This window comes from Methyloferula stellata AR4 (assembly GCF_000385335.1).
GTDB lineage: Bacteria > Pseudomonadota > Alphaproteobacteria > Rhizobiales > Beijerinckiaceae > Methyloferula > Methyloferula stellata.
On record NZ_ARWA01000001.1, the window covers coordinates 866,131 to 883,997 of the forward strand.

Genomic DNA, 17,867 nt, shown 5'->3' on the forward strand with positions numbered 1-17,867 from the left:
CGCAATGACAGTCTTCTGATCGTGTAATGAACTGAGACGACGGGGAGAAGGAGAAAATGGCAGCGCTGATGATCGCACCTTCGATCCTATCGGCCGATTTCGCCAAGCTCGGCGAAGAGGTCCGCGCGATCACCGAGGCCGGTGCCGATTCGATTCATATCGACGTGATGGACGGGCATTTCGTGCCGAATATCACGATCGGCCCAGGCGTCGTGAAGGCGCTTCGCCCGCACACCAAAGCGTTCTTCGATGTGCATCTGATGATCGCGCCCGTCGATCTCTTCCTCGCCGATTTCGCGGCGGCGGGCGCCGATCTCATTTCCGTCCAGGTCGAGGCCGGTCCGCATTTGCATCGCTCCTTGCAGACGGTGCGCGGGCTCGGCAAGAAGGCGGGCGTCGTGCTCAATCCGGCAACGCCGGTCTCCGCCATCGAGAATGTGCTCGATCTCGTCGATCTCGTGCTGGTCATGTCGGTCAATCCTGGCTTCGGCGGGCAGGCTTTCATCCCGCAGGCCATCGAAAAGGTCGCGCAGGTGAAGGGCCTGATCGGCGCGCGCCCGATCCGCATCGAGGTCGATGGCGGCATTAATCCGCAGACGGCGGCGCAGGTGGTCGCGGCCGGCGCCGATACGCTGGTCGCGGGATCGGCGGTCTTTTCGGGCGGCCCGGAAAAATATGCAGGCAATATATCGGCCATAAGGTCGGCGGCCGAAGCCGTGCTCCACCGCGATGCAGCCTGAGGCGCTCATCTTCGACGTCGACGGCACTTTGGCCGAGACGGAGGAATGGCATCGCCGCGCCTTCAACGAGACCTTTCAAGCCTTCGCGCTCGACTGGAACTGGAACGCGGATCTCTACCGGATATTGCTGAAAGTGGCTGGCGGCAAGGAGCGCATCCGTCACTATGTCGAAGCCTATGCGCCGCCGGGCGGCGCGACCGCGCTCGCAAAACTTTCAGCGCTCCATGCCGATAAGACGGAGCGTTACGCAAAATCCGTCGTGAAGGGCGAAGTCTCGGCGAGGCCCGGCGTCAAAAGGCTCGTGCGGCAGGCGCATGAAAAAGGTTTGCGCCTGGGTGTCGCGACGACAACGACACTTTGCAATGTCGAAGCTCTGCTCAAAGCTTTCTTCGGCAGCGACGCGCGGCACTTGTTTTCGGTCGTCGCAGCCGGCGATGTCGTGCCGCGCAAAAAGCCCGCGCCCGATATTTATCGTCATGCCTGCGAGCGTCTCGGGCTTCCGCCTTCGGTTTGCGTTGCCGTCGAGGATTCCGAAAACGGCGTATTGTCGGCCCGCGGCGCGGGGCTCGCCGTTATCGCGACGCCGAGCTTTTATGCGAGCCATGACGATTTCAGCGCGGCGACGACCGTTTTGAGCGATCTCGGCGAGCCCGATGCGCCCTATCGATTCATATCCGGCGCGCGGATCGGGCGAGGCTACGTCGATGTCGCGAGCTTGCACGATCTGCCGAGGCCCATTGCTGTCGGCAAGGAATAGGGCCGGACAATAAAGCGCGTTAAACCCTCTCCCAGGGGGAGAGGGTGGTTTGCGGAGCAAACCGGGTGAGGGGTTACGATCTCTGTAGGTTCTCAAGATTGTAGCCCCTCATCCGACCCGCTTCGCGGGCCACCTTCTCCCTGAGGGAGAAGGAGTCGCACCCAACCATTGAGTATGAAGGTTACGCAGTTCTCGGGACGATCATTTTGGAGCGTTGGACTGCTTCACTCCTTCACCACGAAATCCAAGATCGCGCGCGTATAAGTCTCGTCGACTTCCGAGAAAGGCTCGTGGTCGACATTGTAGAGCAATGCGCGGTGCTCGAATAAATGTTCGGGAATCTCGAGGGGCTTATTCGGATGGTCGGGCTTGTGGCTCGCGGTTTCCCAGCCCTGTTCCAACGGATGCCACAACAGGATGGATGAGAAGTTTTCGCGCGTCGGCTGGAGCGGCTGCACGACGCGGCCGAATGGTGTGTCGGTCGTCTCCAAGAGACGATTCATCTCCGGCGTGAGGCGTGCCGGCACATACCAATTGTCGGCCTCCGACAAAATATGATCGCCGCAGGCCAAAGCAACGCGCCTATATTTGACCGGCTCGTCGTCGCCGAGGCGCAGCCTCGCGCGCTGCTCGCGCGATAGCGGCTTTTCAGGCCCCTCCACCCGTTGGGCGTGAATTTTCGCGTCATTCGCCATGTGATGCGTGGCGCACCATTGATCCAGCGTCAAAGTGGCGCTGCGCGCGGCGAGCAGATCGGCATTCAAGGTCTCGATGAGCGCGAGCGCCTCGATCCTGGCCAAAAAAGTGTCGTGCCATAGTGCGTTTTCGCCTGCCGCGGCGCCTGAAAACAGAAATCCCATCGCAAAAACCGCATAAAACTTCATCGTCCCGCCCCCCTCCTATGCCAGATAGGCCCCGCCTTTCAAAGGAAAAGCATCTTTGTCCAAAAACTTGCGGACATATTGAATAAGGGTCATGTCTCGCAACACATTGGCGTGATTCGTTTTTTGGCGCAGTCCTGAAGGACGATATGTTCAAATCGCTGTATCAATGGACCTTGTCGCTCGCTGAAAGCCGGCATGCGCCTTGGGCGCTGGGCGCGGTGGCTTTCGCCGAAAGCTCGTTTTTCCCGATTCCGCCCGATCCTTTGCTTGCGATGATGACGATCGCGAAGCCGAAGCAGGCGTGGGTCTATGCTTCGATCTGTACGCTCGCCTCGGTAGCGGGCGGTATTTTAGGCTATGCGATCGGTGCGCTGCTCTTCGAGACGGTCGGGAAATGGCTGATCAATCTCTATGGCTATGGCGCAAGGGTCGAGGAGCTGCGCGCGGTTTACGCGCATTGGGGCTGGGCCTTCATCCTGTTTAAGGGCCTGACGCCGATTCCCTATAAAATCGTGACAATCACGAGCGGACTTCTGGCCTATAGCCTGCCGCTTTTCATCTTCTTGTCGCTTGTCACGCGCGGCACGCGGTTTTTCATCGCCGCGGTGGTGCTCAACCGTTTCGGCGATAACATCAGAGGCCTGCTCGAGAAATATTTCGCGCTTTTGATGATCGGCTTTATCGTCATCGTCATCGCAGGCTTTTTCCTTGCGGCGCATTTCATCTGACGCGGTCACGAGTGCGCCTGTGGCCGATCCCAAAAAAGTGTTCGACGGCTTCAGTCTAGATGCTTTAAAAAGCGGCCTATGCCTGCTTCTTTCCGCCTGACCCAATTGCAGATCGCGCTTCTGATCCTCGTCGTCGCCGCCGCGACCTTGGGGGGCGCCTGGATCTTTCAGGCATTCGGTTATGCGCCGTGCGAACTCTGTCTCAAGCAGCGCATTCCCTATTATATCGGCATCCCGCTCGCGGCGATCACGAGTTACGCGGCGTTCCGAAAGCAAGAGACGCTGCTTTTGCCGGATTTCATCGGGCTCGCTCTGATCTTCGGATTCTCGGCTCTCTTCGGCGCCTATCATTCCGGCGTCGAATGGGGCTTCTGGCAGGGGCCGTCGGATTGCACCGGCTCGCTGACGCAAGCGGGCTCTGTCGACGATTTCTTGAAACAATTGCAGACGGTCAAAGTCGTGCGCTGCGATGCGGTCGCGATCCGCATCCTGGGTCTGTCGCTGGCGGGATGGAACGCGGTGATCTCGGCGGCGCTCACGGCGCTGGCGATCATGGGTCTGCGCGCGCGAGAAGAGGTTTAAGGGTGGTGCACGCTCCTTCTCCCTGAGGGAGAAGGTGGTTGGCGCAGCCGACCGGATGAGGGGTTACACTCCCTCAATGCGCGATCGTAACCCCTCACCCGCCGCCTCCGGCGGCACCCTCTCCCACAGGGAGAGGGTTAGTGTCCGTCCTAATCCGACGCCAATCTTGCCCGCGCGCGCAGCTTTTCCGTCTCGCTCTTCAATTGGCCGCAAGCGGCCAGAATATCGCGGCCGCGCGGCGTGCGCACAGGGCTCGCATAGCCGGCGTTGAAGACGATGTCGGAAAATTTCTCTATGCGTTCCCAATCCGAACATTCGTAAGGCGCGCCGGGCCAGGGATTGAATGGGATCAGATTGATCTTGGCCGGAATGCCCTTCAAGAGCCGCACCAATTCGCGCGCCTCGGCGGGCGAATCGTTGATGCCTTTCAGCATCACATATTCGAATGTGATGCGCCGCGCGTTCGAGGCGCCGGGATAGTTTTTGCAGGCGTCGAGCAGCACTTTCAGCGGATATTTCCGGTTGAGCGGAACGAGCGTGTCGCGCAACTCGTCGCGCACGGCATGCAGCGAGATGGCAAGCATCGCGCCTGCCTCGCTGCCAAGTGGTCCGATCTGCGGCACGACGCCCGCCGTCGAGACGGTGATACGGCGCTTGGAGAGAGAAAGACCCTCGCCGTCGGCAAGCACTGAAACCGCGTCGCGCACATGATCGAAATTATAAAGCGGCTCGCCCATGCCCATGAAAACGATGTTCGACACGAAGCGCGAACCCTCGGCGGGCAAAAGCCCGTTCTCGGGTGCCTTAAGCCCGGGAAAATCGCCGATCCGGTCGCGTGCGACGACGGCTTGCGCGACGATTTCCTGCGTCGTGAGGTTTCGGACGAGATGTTGCGTGCCTGTATGGCAAAAGCTGCAGGTCAAGGTGCAGCCGACCTGGCTCGAGACGCAAAGCGTGCCGCGGTCGCTCTCCGGAATATAGACGCATTCGACTTCCGCGCCTTTGGCTTCGCCGTCGCGCGGGGCAAAGCGAATGAGCCATTTGCGCGTGCCGTCGGCCGATATCTGCTCGGCGGCGACTTCCGGCCGCGCCAGGCTGAAATGCTCGGCAAGCTTGGCCCGCAAATACTTGCTGACGTTTGCCATCTCGTCGAACGAGGTGGCGCCGCGGAAATAGATCCAATGCCAAAGCTGCGCGGTGCGCATGCGGATTTCGCGCGCCGGTACGCCAATGCCGGTCAGCGCCTCGGCGAGGTCCGCCCGCGTTGCGCCCACGAGCGACGGTCCGCCCGCCGCCTGAAGCGGCGGAGCGAGTGTCGAAAGGGCGGGGGCGGCTATGAGGTCCATGCCGCTCTCTATCATATTTCCCGGGGTTTTCGAGATTCGAATGGGCGTTACGGCCCTGCCGCGTCCAAAGGGCCTTTGCAAAGAACCGAATTAAGGCATGATGGCTTCAGCCGAGGTGCTGCATGAAAGCAATCCTGATCCCGGTTGAAGACCATAGCTCGATGGATGCGGTCATGAGCTGCGCCTTGATGCTCGCGCGTAAATTCGGCTCCTATATGGAAGGCGCCGCGCTGGGACCGGATTTCACCGAGCTCGCCGCGTCGGATTTCTCCTTTAGCGGCATGATTTTCGATGAAAAGACGCGCCGTGAGCTTCTCGACGACGCGCGGCGGAAATTCGAAACCTTCATGGAGGCGCAAGGCGTGGGGCGGCAGGGCGAGCCGGGAGCCGTCTGCAGCTTCGGCTGGATGGGGCCGGTGCTCGTAACCGATAAGGGCCTCGGCGAATATGGCCGCGTCTTCGACCTGATCGCGGTCGGAAAGCCGGACAATAGCGTGAATGCGCCGCGGCGGCAGACCTTCGAATCGGCGCTTTTCGAAAGCGGCCGGCCGGTCCTGATCGTGCCGCCGCTTGTGCCGCAGACACTCGGCGATTGCATCGCAATCGCCTGGAACGGCAGTTCCGAGACGGCGCGCAGCGTCGCCTTTGCCATGCCGCTTCTCACTCGCGCGCGGGACGTGCCGGTTTTCAATGTCCCGCATTCGCGCCTGTTAGGTCCGACTGCCGACGATCTCACGCGGAGCCTGCGGCGTCACGGCGTACCGGCGCGGACCGTGATGATGGGCGATACGGCGAAAGCGCCCGGCGCCGCGCTCCTCGAAAAAGCGAAAATGCTCGGCGCCGATCTTCTCATCAAGGGCGGCTATACGCAGAGCCGGTTGCGGGAGCTGATCTTCGGCAGCGTGACGAGCGAGATCCTGGCCGAGGCCGATCTGCCGGTCCTCATGGCGCATTGATGCGATGAGCTTTCAAAAAAAGCGGCGGATGAAGGCGAGGGCTTGCCTTCATCCGCCGCACTGATCGACTGCTCGGATCAGAACGTATATTTGGCCGTGATGATCGCGGCCCGGCCGGTTCCGGGCTGCGCCGCGCCAAATCCAGACAGTGTCTCGAAGTTCTTCGTATCCAGCATGTTCTGGATGTTGAGTTGCATCGAGAAATTCTGCGTGAACTTGTAGCTCGCCATCGTGTCCCAGCGCCAATAGCCCGGCACGCGCCCGTTATTGGTCGTATTCGTATAGCGATCGCTTGTGTAATAGACGCTGCTCCCAACCGTGAAATTGGGCCAGATGGCATAGGTCGTCGACATGGTGATCGTATCGCGCGGCACGTCCTGCAACTTATTACCCGGATGGCTAACAGCGACGCCGGTCGCCGGGTTGATTGCACTGCCGATGACGCGACCGTCCATATAAGTATAGCCGCCGAAAAGGCTCCATTGCTCGGTGACTTTGCCGGCGATGCCCAATTCGCCGCCCTGGACACGGGTCGTTCCAACCTGCGCGTAAATGCCGTTGGCCTGGTCGATCGCTTCGACCGCGTTCTGCTGGGTGATCTTGAACAAAGCGCCGGTGAGGCTGAGCCTGCCGTCGTTCAGGTCATATTTGCCGCCGACCTCATAGGTTTCGTTGGTGGTCGGCGCGTTGTTTTGCGTGCCGCCGCTGATGGTGAGGAATTCGCTCGTTGGGTCGAACGAAGTTCCATACATGAAGTAAATGCTGCTGTTTTCCACCGGGTGGAAAATAGCGCCGGTGCGCCAGCTCACGTAATGCACCTTATTAACGACGTTATAAGGCGTTCCTGCATTGATGAGGCCTGTAAAGCCGCCTGTCCAGGTGTTCACGTTTCCATAGTTCTGCCAGACCCGCAAATCGTCGTAGCGCAGGCCGGCCATGATCTCGAAGTATTTATTGAACTTTACTTGGTCGCCGGCATAGATACCGACTGTTCTTCCGAGATCATATTGATCGGAACTGGTGCCCGGAATCGTCCCAGGCAAGATCGTATAGGGATTCGGATCGCCGACATTGACGCGGTCGGATGTGGCGCCGATGGTCGTCCTGAACTGATCGCGCGTTTCCTGGTCGAGTTCGAGGCCGGCATTGGCCGTATGCTGGAACCCGAGCGTATTGAAGTGGCCGACGAGGTCGCTTTGGTTGGTGATCAGCGAATTCTGAGTGTGGTTCTGGAAGAAGTTGGCGTTGTTGACGTAGAGACCATAGAGATTTGAGCCAGGGAGGGGCGTGGGCACGAGTGCTCCGCCGGTCGGCGCATTATAGATATTGGTCGCGATTGACGTCCCTGTCGTATAGTTGATCTGCGTGCCGCGCACGCGCACGTGACGATCGACGTCGGAATAGCGGGTTTCGTTGGTGATCTGCCAATCCTTGTTGAAGTCGTGCTCGAATTTCACCGTGCCGATGTGGACACTGACCTCCTCATAATCGGCAAAGCCAGGATGCTGCTGCCCGTAATATGTGTTGCGCGGAACCGGAGTAGGCTGTCCCCAGGGTGTCCCGAAATAGGAGCCCGGCAGCAGCGGGATGCCATAGTCAGGCACATTGTAATCATGCTGGTAAATATAGCTTGTCGTCACGCGCGTGTCGGGTGACATGTTGATCTTCAACGACGGCGCGACGCCCTCGCGCTTGGTGCTGATGAAGTCGCGGCCGGCAACATCGGTGGCATTGCCGAGGAAGACGACACGGCCGGCGACGTCGCCCCAGGTGTGGTTGACGTCCACCGTCGAACGGACGCCGGGCGACGTATAGCCTGAGGTTTCAATGGTCGTGAAATCGCGAAACTCCGCCAGTTTGCTCGTCATATTGACGACGCCGCCGGTCGAGCCGCGGCCGAACAGAAACGACGACGGACCTTTGAGGACTTCGACGCTTTCGACAGAGAAGGTGTCGCGGGTGTACCAGCCCGGATCGCGAATGCCGTCGCGATAGAAATCGTTGCGGGCTGAATAGCCGCGGATATTGATGTTGTCGCCTTGCGTTCCGCCTTCGCCGCCGAGGAAGGAAATGCCCGGCACATTGTGCAGGGCTTCAACCAATGTCGACGTGTGCTGATCTTGGATGACCTGTTGCGGAATGACAGTAATCGTTTGCGGCGTGTCGAGGATCGGTGTCGGCAGGCGCGTTATTTGGCTTTGGCGCGGATTATAAGGACTGCCGCCGCCTTCGCCGCCATTAATATCGATCTGCTCGAGCGTGATGGTTTCCGTAGCGGGCGCGGCTTGTTGCGCATGCGCGAAACCCTCGCCCAGCATCAAGGAACAGAATCCAACCGCGGCGCTCGTCGCCGGCACGCGGGCTTTGGAGCGAATGAATTCCGACCTTGAAGTCCGCCGGCCGGTGGCAGCTCTTTCGAAGAGTTCTAAATTACACTTACGCATTTCTGGCAGCCCCGAAGTATTATTCTACTTTAGAATGTATCTAAAGTATGTATTCAACTATTGAACAGTATCATCTGAGATTAATTTCACGCAATATTTACTTTGCTGATTTATCTATATTGAAATTAGAATGGTTCAAAACTAAAGAGTTATTTGCTTTGCGTGGTAATTATATTACTCTACTCAAATCTGAACTCGATCTCCGTTCAGAACTCGTCACAAACTGAAGAACGCTAAATGACTCTCCGCCTTTTCTGGCGCCGGTTTCACCTCTGGACCGGCGTGGCCTGCGGGCTTTTTCTTGTGACCATGGCGCTTTCAGGTACGGTTTTGCTGTTTGGCGCGAAACTGGATCGGGTTCTCCATCCCGGGCTTTATGCAGTCACTGGCCCTGCGGCGGCGCAGCCGGCCGATGTCTATTTGGCTAAGGCCAAAGCGGCTGTGCCCAATGGTGAGCCGACGCAATTACGCTGGCCGGAGGAAGCAGGCTTCCCGCTGACAGTCCTCATGCGGCTGACCGACAGGGCGGGCCGGCAAGGCGCGCCGCACGCCAATGCGCCCGAACAAGCTGCGTCAGAACATCGTGCCGACCGCAATGCATCGCCGCGTGGCGGAGCCGAGCCGGGGGTGCCCGCTGGAAGGCCGCGCATCACCATGGTCTATCTCGACCCGCCGACAGGCGAGGTTTTGGGGACGGCCGACCCGCGCGCATCCGTCGTCGGCTGGTTCCGGTCCCTGCATGAGGATTTGCTTATCCCTGCATTTGGCGGGCGCTCGATCGTCGGCTGGGACGGGGTAGGACTTTTCGTCCTGTGCCTGACGGGCCTTTATCTCTGGTGGCCGCGCGGGGCGTCTCTTCTACGGGCCCTGGGGTGGCGGCGCGGACCCGCGATCAGCATCAACCTTCACCATCGCGTCGGGTTTTGGATCGTAGTGCCTTTGGCGGTCATGGCCTTCACCGGCATATTTCAAGCGTTTCAACCGCAAGGCCGCGCTTTCATCGGTCTCTTCGCACCGACCACGCCGCAGCAGATGTTGCAGCGGGCGCGTGGCGGCGCGCCTTTGCCGAAACCCAATCTCGAGCCGCAGCAGGTGCTCGATACGGTTCTCTCTAATGGCGGCTCCATGCACCCGGTCCTTCTCGCTTTGCCGAGCGAGCCGGATAAGACATGGCGGGTGCAAGTGTCAGGTGCCGACGGCGACGCGAAAACGGTTCTGGTCGAGGATGCGACCAAGGCCGTCTCTACCCCTCAAGCTTTGCAAGGCGACGCGTTCCTGGCCTTCATGCGCCGCATTCATGACGGAACTCACGATGGTCCGATCTGGAATGTCATCGTCCTTCTCGCCGGATTGTCGCCGCCGCTCCTTTTCGTGACGGGCATCATGATGTGGTTGCGCCGCCGCCGCAACGAATCGCGCGGTGCGGCCAATCGGGCGACGGATGAACCCATCGCCTCGATATCGACACGAGCCTTGGATCAAGATCATATCGCGGCATAAGTCGGTTCACGTTTGCGGTTCATAGCCGTTTAGATATTGGGCGTTTTTAATGATTGTTCATATTCCAGAGGTTCTCGACAAGGATCAGATAGCCCATTGCCGCGGCGTGATGGAAAGGGCCGCTTGGATCGACGGGCGTGCGACGGCCGGTCATCAATCGATGCGGGTGAAATATAATCTGCAATTGCCCGAGGATAGCCTTGAGCATGAAAAGCTCGGCGATATGGTCTGTCAGGCTTTGCAGAAAAATCCTCTGTTTATCTCGGCGGTCCTGCCGCACACGATCTTTCCGCCGCTCTTCAATCGCTACGATGCAGGCATGAAATTCGGCACGCATGTCGACAATTCCATACGTCAATCGCGCGACGGCACGCGCATCCGCACGGATGTTTCTGCGACGCTGTTTCTGTCAGGTCCCGACGATTACGACGGCGGCGAGCTGACGGTCGAAGACACCTATGGCAGCCATAGCGTCAAGCTGCCTGCCGGCGATCTTGTCGTCTATCCGTCCGACAGTCTTCATTATGTCACGCCGATCACGCGCGGTTCACGTATTGCATCGTTTTTCTGGATTCAAAGCCTGATCCGCGATACACGCCAGCGGGCTCTGCTTTTCGATCTCGACGCGTCGATCATGCGTTTGACGCGTGAAGTGCCGGACAATCCAGCTCTTGTTTCACTCACCGCAACTTATCATAATCTGCTCCGGCTATGGGCAGAGGTTTGAACATCGCTGCTGTTCGAGAGTAGGCGTAACTTTGAAGAGGCAAAGAGGATGATATTCCGAGCCGCAACCCCGTGGTCCACATTGAAATCTCAGCCTGTTTTTCGAGCAGCTTCCGTGATCGCGGTGCTTGGATGGGGCATGGCGCTTGTCCCTGCCGGCATCGCGCATGCGCAGACCGATCAAGCTTCGCCTGCCGCGCAAACGCAGCCGGTGACGGGACAAATTCCACATCCTGACATGAACTCTTCCACACCGCCCGCGCCGCCTCCTGCAAATGAAACACCATCTGCCGGCGAGACCGCGAATAAACCGGCGCCGGCTCCCGAAGCCGCGGGCCATGGTCCGGGCAACCTGCCGCATGATCTTTCGCCTTGGGGCATGTTCCTTGCCGCCGATATCATCGTCAAAGTGGTGATGGTCGGCTTGGCTTTCGCCTCGCTCGTGACGTGGACAGTCGGCATCGCCAAAGGCATTGAATTGGTGACGGCCAAGCGGCGCGTGCTCAGCGCATTGCGAAAGCTCGCGTCGGAGCCGACCTTGCAGACGGCCTCGGAGGCTTTCGAACATAAGCGCGGCCCTGTCCGGCAAATGGTGAACGCGGCTTTTCACGAGGCCGAGCGTTCCGCCGGCCTTCCCTTCGAAGGCGTCAAGGATCGCGCCGCCGCCTTGCTGACGCGCATCGAACTGCGTGCCGGCCGTTCGATGACGCGCGGCACCGGCGTGCTTGCGACCATCGGCGCGACGGCACCTTTCGTCGGTTTGTTCGGTACCGTCTGGGGCATCATGAACAGCTTCATCGGCATTTCGAAAGCAAACACCACCAATCTCGCCGTCGTCGCGCCTGGCATCGCCGAAGCGCTGCTTGCAACCGCGATCGGTCTCGTCGCCGCCATTCCCGCCGTCGTGATCTATAATCTGTTTGCGCGGTCGATTACGACCTATCGCGCCATGCTTGCCGATGCCTCGACCGAAGTGATGCGGCATCTGTCGCGCGATCTCGACAGACAGCTCTTCGTGCCGCACGAGGAAAACGAGCGCATCGTCGCGATGCGGCGCGGGGCGGAGTAGGCGCCATGGCCGCACGTCTTGCCTCCACCGAAGACGAACTCGAAGAAAACCACGAGATTAACGTCACGCCTTTCATCGACGTGATCCTGGTTCTTCTCATCATTTTCATGGTCGCCGCGCCGCTCTCGACAGTCGACGTCAATGTCGATTTGCCGACGTCTACGGCTGCGCCGGCGCCGCGTCCCGAAAAGCCGCTGTTCCTGACGGTCAAAGCGGATCTCGGGCTAGCGCTCGGCGACGATCCGATCGCCAGAGACGCGCTGCAAAGCGCGCTCGACACTGCGACGGGGTCAGACCGCGAGCAGCGTGTTTTCGTGCGGGCCGATAAAACCGTTCCCTATGGCGATGTCATGGAGGTCATGAATCTCCTGCGCGCCGCGGGCTATCTCAAGATCGGGCTCGTCGGTCTCGACGCCGGTCAGACGGCCGCCAACGGCACGCTGCCGAGTGAGAGCGCGCCGGCCCCAGCGCAAGAGGCCGCGCCGAAGTGACGACCGCCGCCGCTACGATTTTTCCGGAAGACGACCGCCCTCATCTGGCCGGCTGGATCGCCGCTGCTCTTGTCGTTGTCGCAGCGCATGTGATTCTCGGCCTGGTCATCCTCTACACGCGCGACGAGGCGCCGAACGGTTCCGCGGAGCCGCCCGCGATCATGATCGATCTCGCGCCTCTCGCCGTCGCGCCGCCGGCCGAGGAAAAGATGGACGTGCCGGAAGCACCCGAAAAAATGGAAGAGGCGCCACCCGAGGAGGTGAAGCCGCCGACGCCCGACGTTACGCCGCCTGTCGAGCCGCCGCCGGAACCGCCGCAAATGGTTCAACCGGTCGAACCTCCGCCTCCGGATACACCGCCGCCTCCGCCGATAGAGCAGCCGCCGGCTGTCGTGGTGCCGGAAGCGCCACTCGCACCGAAGCCCGAAGTGGTGCTCGCTCCGCCGCCCAAACCGGCGCCGCCGCCGAAGCCCGCTCCCAAGGTCGAAAAAAAGATCGAAAAGCCCGTCAAGCACGAGCATAAACCACCGGCGGAGCGCACTGCCGCGCCGAGGCACATCGATGCCGCGCCGTCACGCAATGCCGCGTCGCCGCAGAGTCAATCGGGGGCGCCCACCATGTCGTCTTCGGCCTGGCAGGCGCAAGTCTCGGCGCGGTTGAACAGCGTCAAGCATTGTCCCGCGGGTGGCAATGGCAGCGGTACGGCAACCGTCTCCTTCACGATCACCGGCGGTGGTGGCGTTGGCGGGGCGCATCTTGCGAGGAGTTCGGGTAATTCGGCCTTCGATCAGGAAGCCGTCGGCATGGTGCATCGGGCGAGTCCCTATCCGCCGACGCCGTCGGGCGGCGCAGTCTCGCTCTCCGTGCCGATCCATTTCGGCTGCTGAGGTTTATTGCGGCTTTTCATCGGCCCACGTCCTTCGAGACGCTCGCATTCCACGCGCTTACGCGACTTGGAATGCAAGCTCCTCAGGATGAGGGCTTAACCCGAGAAATGCTCATGCTGAGGAGCCGCTCCTTTGGAGCCGCGTCTCGAAGCACGAGGGTTTCGAGCCAGGTTAGAATTCAGCTTTTCGTCTTGGTCGGTGCCTGACCCATTTCGGAGGCTTCCGCCGCACGTAAAAGACTTGCCGCCAATTGCCGTGTGCCATTGGCGCGCAATCCGACGTGAAGATAATAGCGCGCGCCGTCCGGCGCTTCCGAATCGACCGGCAGTTCCAAGGTCAGCATCACGCCCTGGTTCGGCAGCGTGTGAGTGGCGAAGCCGATCAGCGGAAATACGGTGATTTCAGCTTCGGCCGGCGTGTCTTGATCGTCATCTGGACTTGAGGCCATCGGGGTCAATCGCGGTTCGACTGGGTTTCGCTCGCTCTAACGCGGCACGGCTTTATTCTCGGCTCGGTAGGGATGCGCCGGATAGACGCCGATGATCTTCATTTCCTTGCAATAGAAGGCGAGCTCTTCCAAGGCCCGGGCAAGCGGCGGCTGATCTGGATGGCCGTCGACATCCGCCAGAAACTGCGTGGCGATAAATTCGCCTTCGACCATATAGCTTTCGAGCTTGGTCATATTGACGCCATTCGTGGCAAAGCCGCCGAGCGCCTTATAGAGCGCCGCCGGCACATTGCGGACGCGGAAGATGAAGCTCGTGATCGTCGAAGGGCCGATCGCGCTCCACTTTGCCTGTTTCGACAAAATGACGAAGCGCGTGGCGTTATGCGCTTCGTCCTCGGCATCGGTGGCGAGCACTTTCAACCCGTAGACATCGGCGGCGAGACTTGTCGCGAGCGCGGCTTTGGTTGGATCTTTCCATTCGGAAACTTCGCGCGCGGCGCCCGCCGTGTCGGCGGCAACATGCGCGGTGAGGCCATATTTCTTGATGATCTTGCGGCATTGGCCAAGCGCATGAACGTGGCTATAGACCGATTTTATCGTCTCAAGGGATGCGCCTTCCGCCGCCAGCAACTGAAACCGGATCGGCAGAAAATACTCGCCAGTGATGTAAAGACTCGTCGTCGGCAAAAGATGATGAATATCGGCGACCCTGCCGGCTAGCGAATTCTCGATCGGAATCATGGCGAGTTCCGCCGCGCCCTCGGAAACCGCCGAAAGCGCATCCTCGAAGGTCGGACAAGGCAGAGGCGTGCAATCCGGATAGACGTTGAGGCAGGCAATATGCGAATTGGCCCCGGGCTCTCCCTGATAGGCTATTCTCAACGGGGTCATTTCGGCCTCAACATATTTCTAACCCGCTCCAACTGGTCTTCCGTATCGACCCCGATCGGACATTCATCGACAAGCGCGGCGTCGATGCGCATGCCGGCTTCGATCGCCCGCAATTGTTCGAGCCTTTCGCGCATCTCAAGCGGTGAAGGCTCAAGTCCAACAAAGCGATCGAGCGCCGCGCGTCTATAAGCATAAATGCCGATATGCTGATAGTGCGGCCCGGCACCCCATGGAACGGGAGCCCGGCTGAAGCTGAGGGCCCGCATATGACCCGACGCAAGCATGGGCCCGGCGAGTTTTACCACATTGGGATCGGCGCCATCCGCCGCGTCGCGGATTTCGGCGGCAAGCGTCGCGATGTCGGCCGCTGATTCGGCGAGAGGCGCCAGTGCCGCCTTGATGGACTGGGGTGCGATGACCGGAAGATCTCCTTGCAGGTTGATGATGATATCGAAATGCCGCGCCGGATCATAGCGTTCGATCGCCTCGTATATGCGGTCGGAGCCCGAAACATGGTCGGAGCGCGTCAGCATGGCCTCGCCGCCGGCATCGGTAATCGCGGCGGCGATGGCCGGATCACCCGCTGCGACCAGGACGGGGCCTACGTCTGCCGCGATGGCACGCTCCCAGACATGCACGATCATGGGTTTGCCGTTGATATCGGCCAAAGGCTTGCCCGGCAGGCGGCGCGCATCCATCCGGGCCGGTATGAGAATGATCGGCTGGGCCATAGGCCTTTTCGTTCAGCCGCCCGGCGGGCGGGTGGCCGAAGGCGGCAAAAAGTAGCAAGGGGGTGAGTTTATACGTGTTGCCAAGTCCGGAGCAAAGCAGCTAAGCAACGGCACCAATTTGACGCAGGCGAGGCCGCTAGGATCATGGATTCCTTCGAGTTCAACAAGATAGCGGGTGGCGTTTTAGGGGCGCTCGGGTTGACGCTTGGCTTAACCCTCGTCTCCGACATGATTTTTTCGCATCCGCCGCTGGCTAAGCCCGGCTATGATTTGCCGGGCGCGCCGGAAGCCGGCGGCAAAACCGAGGCGGCACCTGCCGCGGAACCCTTGCCCGAGCTTCTGGCCAAGGCCGATGTCGCCAAAGGCGAGGCGGACATCAAGCCCTGCCAAGCCTGTCATAATTTCGAAAAGGGAGCGGGCGTCAAAGTCGGCCCGCCGCTTTATGGCATTGTCGGCCGCGCCAAGGGCTCGTTTGCCGGCTTCGATTATTCGGATGCGATGAAAGCCAAAGGCGGCACTTGGACCTTCGAGGATTTGAATACCTTCATTACAAGTCCGAAAGCTTTCGTGCCGGGCACCAAAATGGCCTTTGGCGGCGAAGCCAATGCGCATAAGCGGGCTGATATCGTCGATTATCTGCATACGCTTTCGGATAAGCCCGAGGCTTTGCCCAAATAAGCTTGGTTAAAGCTGGCGACCGCCTGAAAAAGCGACATAATCCACCTATGTTATGCCAGACCTTAGTGGGTACGCGTTGACGCGTGCCGTCTGGCTCGATTGGATTTGTCTCGCTTATGGCTTTGCTCGTTTCGCGCCGTTCCGCGCTCCATCTTGGTACCGCAGCTCTCGCCGGTCTGACGCTGCCCAGTCTTACCTCACCTTGGGCGCGAAAGAGTTTCGCGGCGGAAGCCGAAACGGCGGAGACCGAAACCCATGGTGTATCGGTTTTTGGCGATTTGGCCTTGCCGGCGGACTTTCCCTACTTTCCTTATGTGAATCCGGAGGCCCCGAAGGGCGGCACTGTCTCGCGCGAACTCTTCGGCACGTTCGATTCGCTGAACGACTTCATCCTGCGCGGCGATCCGGCCGCGGGCATGGACATGACCTTCGACAGCCTGATGAAGTCGAGCCTCGACGAGCATGATGCGCTCTATGGGCTCGTCGCGCGCGCCGTGCGTATCTCGCCCGACAAACTCACCTATCGTTTTCTCCTGCGCAAGGAAGCCCGCTTCCACGATGGCTCGCCGCTGACCGCCAAGGATGTCGTCTTTTCGCTTGAGACGTTAAAGGCGAAGGGGCATCCGCGAATCCGCCAATATTTGCGCGATCTCGTCAGCGCCGTCGCCGAAGCTGATGATACCGTCGTCGTGACCTTGGCGAAGGGCCGCAGCCGCGATCTGCCGCTTCTGGTTGCTGGCTATCCGATCTTTTCGGCCGCCTATTATGCCAAGCATCCGTTCGAAGAAACGACTCTCGATCCGCCGCTCGGCTCCGGCCCCTATAAGGTCGGCCGCCTCGAACAGGGCCATTTCATCAGCTTCGAACGGGTCGCGGATTATTGGGCGAAGGACCTGCCGGTCAATCGCGGCCAGTCGAATTTCGATCTGATCCGCTTTGATTATTATTCCGACCGCTCGGTCGCCTTCGAGGCCTTCAAGGCCGGCGCCTTCACCGTGCATGAGGAGTTCACCTCGGCCAATTGGGCGAAGGGCTATGATTTTCCCGCGATGCGCGACGGGCGCGTGATCCGCGAGACGATTCCGGACGAGAATATTTCAGGCATTCAGGGCTGGTTCTTCAACATCAGGCGCCCCGCCTTCAAGGACCCGCGCATCCGCGAGGCGATCGGTACGGCTTTCGACTTCAAATGGACGAATGCCAATCTGATGTATGGCTCCTACGAGCGCACGACGTCCTATTTCGAAAATTCCGACATGGAGGCCAAGGGCCTCCCCGATGCGGAAGAGCTCGCGCTGCTTGAGCCCTTCCGCGACAAGGTGCCCGCGGAGGTGTTCGGCCAACCCTATGTGCCGCCGGAATCGACCGAGCCAGGCCAGCCGCGCGATCTGTTGCGCAAGGCCAATGAGCTGTTGCTCTCGGCCGGCTGCAAGCGTCAGGATACGCTCCTGCTTTTGCCCGACGGCAAGCCGTTCAAGTTCGAGTTTCTGTACGACGAACGCGGGCTTGAGCCGCATACGCAGTCGTTCATCCGCAATCTGCGTCAGCTCGGCATAGATGCGAATATCCGTGTCGTCGATGCCGCGCAATATAAGCAGCGCATGGACGATTTCGACTTCGATGTGACGACCGAGCGGCTCGTCATGTCTTTTTCGCCGGGCGAAGAATTACGCAGCCGGTTCGGATCGGAATTGGCGAGCGTGCATGGGTCGAGCAATGTCGTCGGCATCCAGGATCCCGTCGTCGATGCGCTGATCGCCAAGGCCCTGGTTGCGAATTCGCGCGACGAGCTCGTGCATATTTGCCGGGCGCTCGATCGCGTGTTGCGGGCCGGACGCTATTGGGTGCCGCATTGGTACAAGCCGACCCATTGGATCGCGCATTGGGACGTGTTCAGCCGGCCGGATAAGACGCCGCGCTATGATCCGGGCATCGTCTCGACCTGGTGGTACGACGAGAGCAAGGCCAAACGAATCAAATTCGCGGGCTGATCCAGCGCAACGAGCCGT

At 60.1% G+C, this 17,867-nt stretch carries 18 protein-coding genes; 12 read left to right on the forward strand and 6 right to left on the reverse strand.

Annotated elements, in window-relative coordinates:
- The first annotated feature begins 56 nt into the window (after nucleotides 1–56).
- Together rpe and A3OQ_RS0104345 are read left to right on the forward strand one after the other, a co-directional pair.
- Nucleotides 57–740, forward strand: a complete 684-nt coding sequence (gene rpe, locus A3OQ_RS0104340; RefSeq protein ID WP_020174134.1) for a ribulose-phosphate 3-epimerase — start codon at nucleotides 57–59, stop codon at nucleotides 738–740.
- A complete protein-coding gene (locus A3OQ_RS0104345) occupies nucleotides 730–1,497 on the forward strand; it encodes an HAD-IA family hydrolase (RefSeq protein ID WP_020174135.1) in 768 nt (255 codons plus the stop codon). The genes rpe and A3OQ_RS0104345 overlap by 11 nt, the downstream gene beginning before the upstream one ends.
- Before the next feature lie 224 nt (nucleotides 1,498–1,721).
- On the opposite strand, the gene A3OQ_RS0104350 is transcribed toward A3OQ_RS0104345, so the two are convergent.
- Complete coding sequence (locus A3OQ_RS0104350; protein ID WP_020174136.1) at nucleotides 1,722–2,381, reverse strand: hypothetical protein; 660 nt, start codon at nucleotides 2,379–2,381, stop codon at nucleotides 1,722–1,724.
- Between the two features lie 146 nt (nucleotides 2,382–2,527).
- Between A3OQ_RS0104350 and A3OQ_RS0104355 the strand changes: the two genes are divergently transcribed.
- Complete coding sequence (locus tag A3OQ_RS0104355) at nucleotides 2,528–3,109, forward strand: YqaA family protein (protein WP_020174138.1); 582 nt, start codon at nucleotides 2,528–2,530, stop codon at nucleotides 3,107–3,109.
- A gap of 78 nt (nucleotides 3,110–3,187) precedes the next feature.
- Nucleotides 3,188–3,691 (forward strand): disulfide bond formation protein B, encoded by a 504-nt coding sequence (locus tag A3OQ_RS0104360; RefSeq protein ID WP_020174139.1) that lies wholly within the window; start codon nucleotides 3,188–3,190, stop codon nucleotides 3,689–3,691.
- 149 nt (nucleotides 3,692–3,840) lie between these two features.
- On the opposite strand, the gene rlmN is transcribed toward A3OQ_RS0104360, so the two are convergent.
- Nucleotides 3,841–5,037 carry a dual-specificity RNA methyltransferase RlmN gene (gene rlmN / locus A3OQ_RS0104365; protein ID WP_020174140.1) on the reverse strand — a complete coding sequence of 399 codons (1,197 nt, stop codon included), beginning with the start codon at nucleotides 5,035–5,037 and terminating at the stop codon, nucleotides 3,841–3,843.
- 122 nt (nucleotides 5,038–5,159) lie between these two features.
- Here rlmN and A3OQ_RS0104370 point away from each other — a divergent pair, with 122 nt between their 5' ends.
- Nucleotides 5,160–5,993 (forward strand): universal stress protein, encoded by an 834-nt coding sequence (locus A3OQ_RS0104370; RefSeq protein ID WP_026595483.1) that lies wholly within the window; start codon nucleotides 5,160–5,162, stop codon nucleotides 5,991–5,993.
- Between the two features lie 77 nt (nucleotides 5,994–6,070).
- Here the strand turns inward: A3OQ_RS0104370 and A3OQ_RS0104375 are convergent, their stop codons facing one another.
- Nucleotides 6,071–8,350, reverse strand: a complete 2,280-nt coding sequence (locus tag A3OQ_RS0104375; RefSeq protein WP_020174142.1) for a TonB-dependent receptor — start codon at nucleotides 8,348–8,350, stop codon at nucleotides 6,071–6,073.
- Between the two features lie 324 nt (nucleotides 8,351–8,674).
- On the opposite strand from A3OQ_RS0104375, the gene A3OQ_RS23375 reads away from it, so the two are divergent.
- The 5 genes from A3OQ_RS23375 to A3OQ_RS0104400 all read left to right on the forward strand — a co-directional run bounded on the left by A3OQ_RS23375 (nucleotide 8,675) and on the right by A3OQ_RS0104400 (nucleotide 13,110).
- A complete protein-coding gene (locus A3OQ_RS23375) occupies nucleotides 8,675–9,937 on the forward strand; it encodes a PepSY-associated TM helix domain-containing protein (protein WP_020174143.1) in 1,263 nt (420 codons plus the stop codon).
- 49 nt (nucleotides 9,938–9,986) lie between these two features.
- Nucleotides 9,987–10,664, forward strand: coding sequence for a Fe2+-dependent dioxygenase (locus tag A3OQ_RS0104385; protein ID WP_020174144.1), 678 nt, complete (start codon nucleotides 9,987–9,989; stop codon nucleotides 10,662–10,664).
- Nucleotides 10,665–10,802: 138 nt separating this feature from the next.
- Entirely contained in the window at nucleotides 10,803–11,732 is a 930-nt protein-coding gene (gene exbB, locus A3OQ_RS0104390) for a tonB-system energizer ExbB (protein WP_244427092.1), read from the forward strand.
- A gap of 5 nt (nucleotides 11,733–11,737) precedes the next feature.
- Entirely contained in the window at nucleotides 11,738–12,223 is a 486-nt protein-coding gene (gene exbD / locus A3OQ_RS0104395; RefSeq protein ID WP_020174146.1) for a TonB system transport protein ExbD, read from the forward strand.
- Entirely contained in the window at nucleotides 12,220–13,110 is an 891-nt protein-coding gene (locus A3OQ_RS0104400) for an energy transducer TonB (RefSeq protein ID WP_020174147.1), read from the forward strand. Before exbD ends, A3OQ_RS0104400 begins: the two co-directional genes overlap by 4 nt.
- A 178-nt stretch (nucleotides 13,111–13,288) precedes the next feature.
- Here A3OQ_RS0104400 and A3OQ_RS0104405 read toward each other — a convergent pair whose 3' ends face one another.
- From A3OQ_RS0104405 to A3OQ_RS0104415, 3 genes are read right to left on the reverse strand one after another with little or no spacing between them, the layout of a single operon-like run.
- A complete protein-coding gene (locus A3OQ_RS0104405; protein WP_020174148.1) occupies nucleotides 13,289–13,558 on the reverse strand; it encodes a hypothetical protein in 270 nt (89 codons plus the stop codon).
- Between the two features lie 36 nt (nucleotides 13,559–13,594).
- Nucleotides 13,595–14,449 (reverse strand): prephenate dehydratase, encoded by an 855-nt coding sequence (locus A3OQ_RS0104410; protein ID WP_020174149.1) that lies wholly within the window; start codon nucleotides 14,447–14,449, stop codon nucleotides 13,595–13,597.
- A complete protein-coding gene (locus A3OQ_RS0104415; protein WP_020174150.1) occupies nucleotides 14,446–15,180 on the reverse strand; it encodes a 3-deoxy-manno-octulosonate cytidylyltransferase in 735 nt (244 codons plus the stop codon). Before A3OQ_RS0104415 ends, A3OQ_RS0104410 begins: the two co-directional genes overlap by 4 nt.
- 144 nt (nucleotides 15,181–15,324) lie before the next feature.
- On the opposite strand from A3OQ_RS0104415, the gene A3OQ_RS0104420 reads away from it, so the two are divergent.
- Together A3OQ_RS0104420 and A3OQ_RS0104425 are read left to right on the forward strand one after the other, a co-directional pair.
- Nucleotides 15,325–15,858, forward strand: coding sequence for a c-type cytochrome (locus A3OQ_RS0104420; protein ID WP_020174151.1), 534 nt, complete (start codon nucleotides 15,325–15,327; stop codon nucleotides 15,856–15,858).
- A 116-nt stretch (nucleotides 15,859–15,974) separates the two neighbouring features.
- Nucleotides 15,975–17,849, forward strand: coding sequence for an extracellular solute-binding protein (locus A3OQ_RS0104425; RefSeq protein ID WP_020174152.1), 1,875 nt, complete (start codon nucleotides 15,975–15,977; stop codon nucleotides 17,847–17,849).
- The last annotated feature ends 18 nt before the right edge of the window (nucleotides 17,850–17,867 follow it).

Excerpts from the sequence above, each read along its gene's own strand:
- rpe (WP_020174134.1), top strand. The coding sequence starts at position 57 with ATGGCAGCGCTGATGATCGCACCTTCGATCCTATCGGCCGATTTCGCC.
- A3OQ_RS0104345 (WP_020174135.1), top strand. The coding sequence starts at position 730 with ATGCAGCCTGAGGCGCTCATCTTCGACGTCGACGGCACTTTGGCCGAG.
- A3OQ_RS0104350 (WP_020174136.1), bottom strand. The coding sequence starts at position 2,381 with ATGAAGTTTTATGCGGTTTTTGCGATGGGATTTCTGTTTTCAGGCGCC.
- A3OQ_RS0104355 (WP_020174138.1), top strand. The coding sequence starts at position 2,528 with ATGTTCAAATCGCTGTATCAATGGACCTTGTCGCTCGCTGAAAGCCGG.
- A3OQ_RS0104360 (WP_020174139.1), top strand. The coding sequence starts at position 3,188 with ATGCCTGCTTCTTTCCGCCTGACCCAATTGCAGATCGCGCTTCTGATC.
- rlmN (WP_020174140.1), bottom strand. The coding sequence starts at position 5,037 with ATGGACCTCATAGCCGCCCCCGCCCTTTCGACACTCGCTCCGCCGCTT.
- A3OQ_RS0104370 (WP_026595483.1), top strand. The coding sequence starts at position 5,160 with ATGAAAGCAATCCTGATCCCGGTTGAAGACCATAGCTCGATGGATGCG.
- A3OQ_RS23375 (WP_020174143.1), top strand. The coding sequence starts at position 8,675 with ATGACTCTCCGCCTTTTCTGGCGCCGGTTTCACCTCTGGACCGGCGTG.
- A3OQ_RS0104385 (WP_020174144.1), top strand. The coding sequence starts at position 9,987 with ATGATTGTTCATATTCCAGAGGTTCTCGACAAGGATCAGATAGCCCAT.
- exbB (WP_244427092.1), top strand. The coding sequence starts at position 10,803 with ATGGCGCTTGTCCCTGCCGGCATCGCGCATGCGCAGACCGATCAAGCT.
- exbD (WP_020174146.1), top strand. The coding sequence starts at position 11,738 with ATGGCCGCACGTCTTGCCTCCACCGAAGACGAACTCGAAGAAAACCAC.
- A3OQ_RS0104405 (WP_020174148.1), bottom strand. The coding sequence starts at position 13,558 with ATGGCCTCAAGTCCAGATGACGATCAAGACACGCCGGCCGAAGCTGAA.
- A3OQ_RS0104410 (WP_020174149.1), bottom strand. The coding sequence starts at position 14,449 with ATGACCCCGTTGAGAATAGCCTATCAGGGAGAGCCCGGGGCCAATTCG.
- A3OQ_RS0104415 (WP_020174150.1), bottom strand. The coding sequence starts at position 15,180 with ATGGCCCAGCCGATCATTCTCATACCGGCCCGGATGGATGCGCGCCGC.
- A3OQ_RS0104420 (WP_020174151.1), top strand. The coding sequence starts at position 15,325 with ATGGATTCCTTCGAGTTCAACAAGATAGCGGGTGGCGTTTTAGGGGCG.
- A3OQ_RS0104425 (WP_020174152.1), top strand. The coding sequence starts at position 15,975 with ATGGCTTTGCTCGTTTCGCGCCGTTCCGCGCTCCATCTTGGTACCGCA.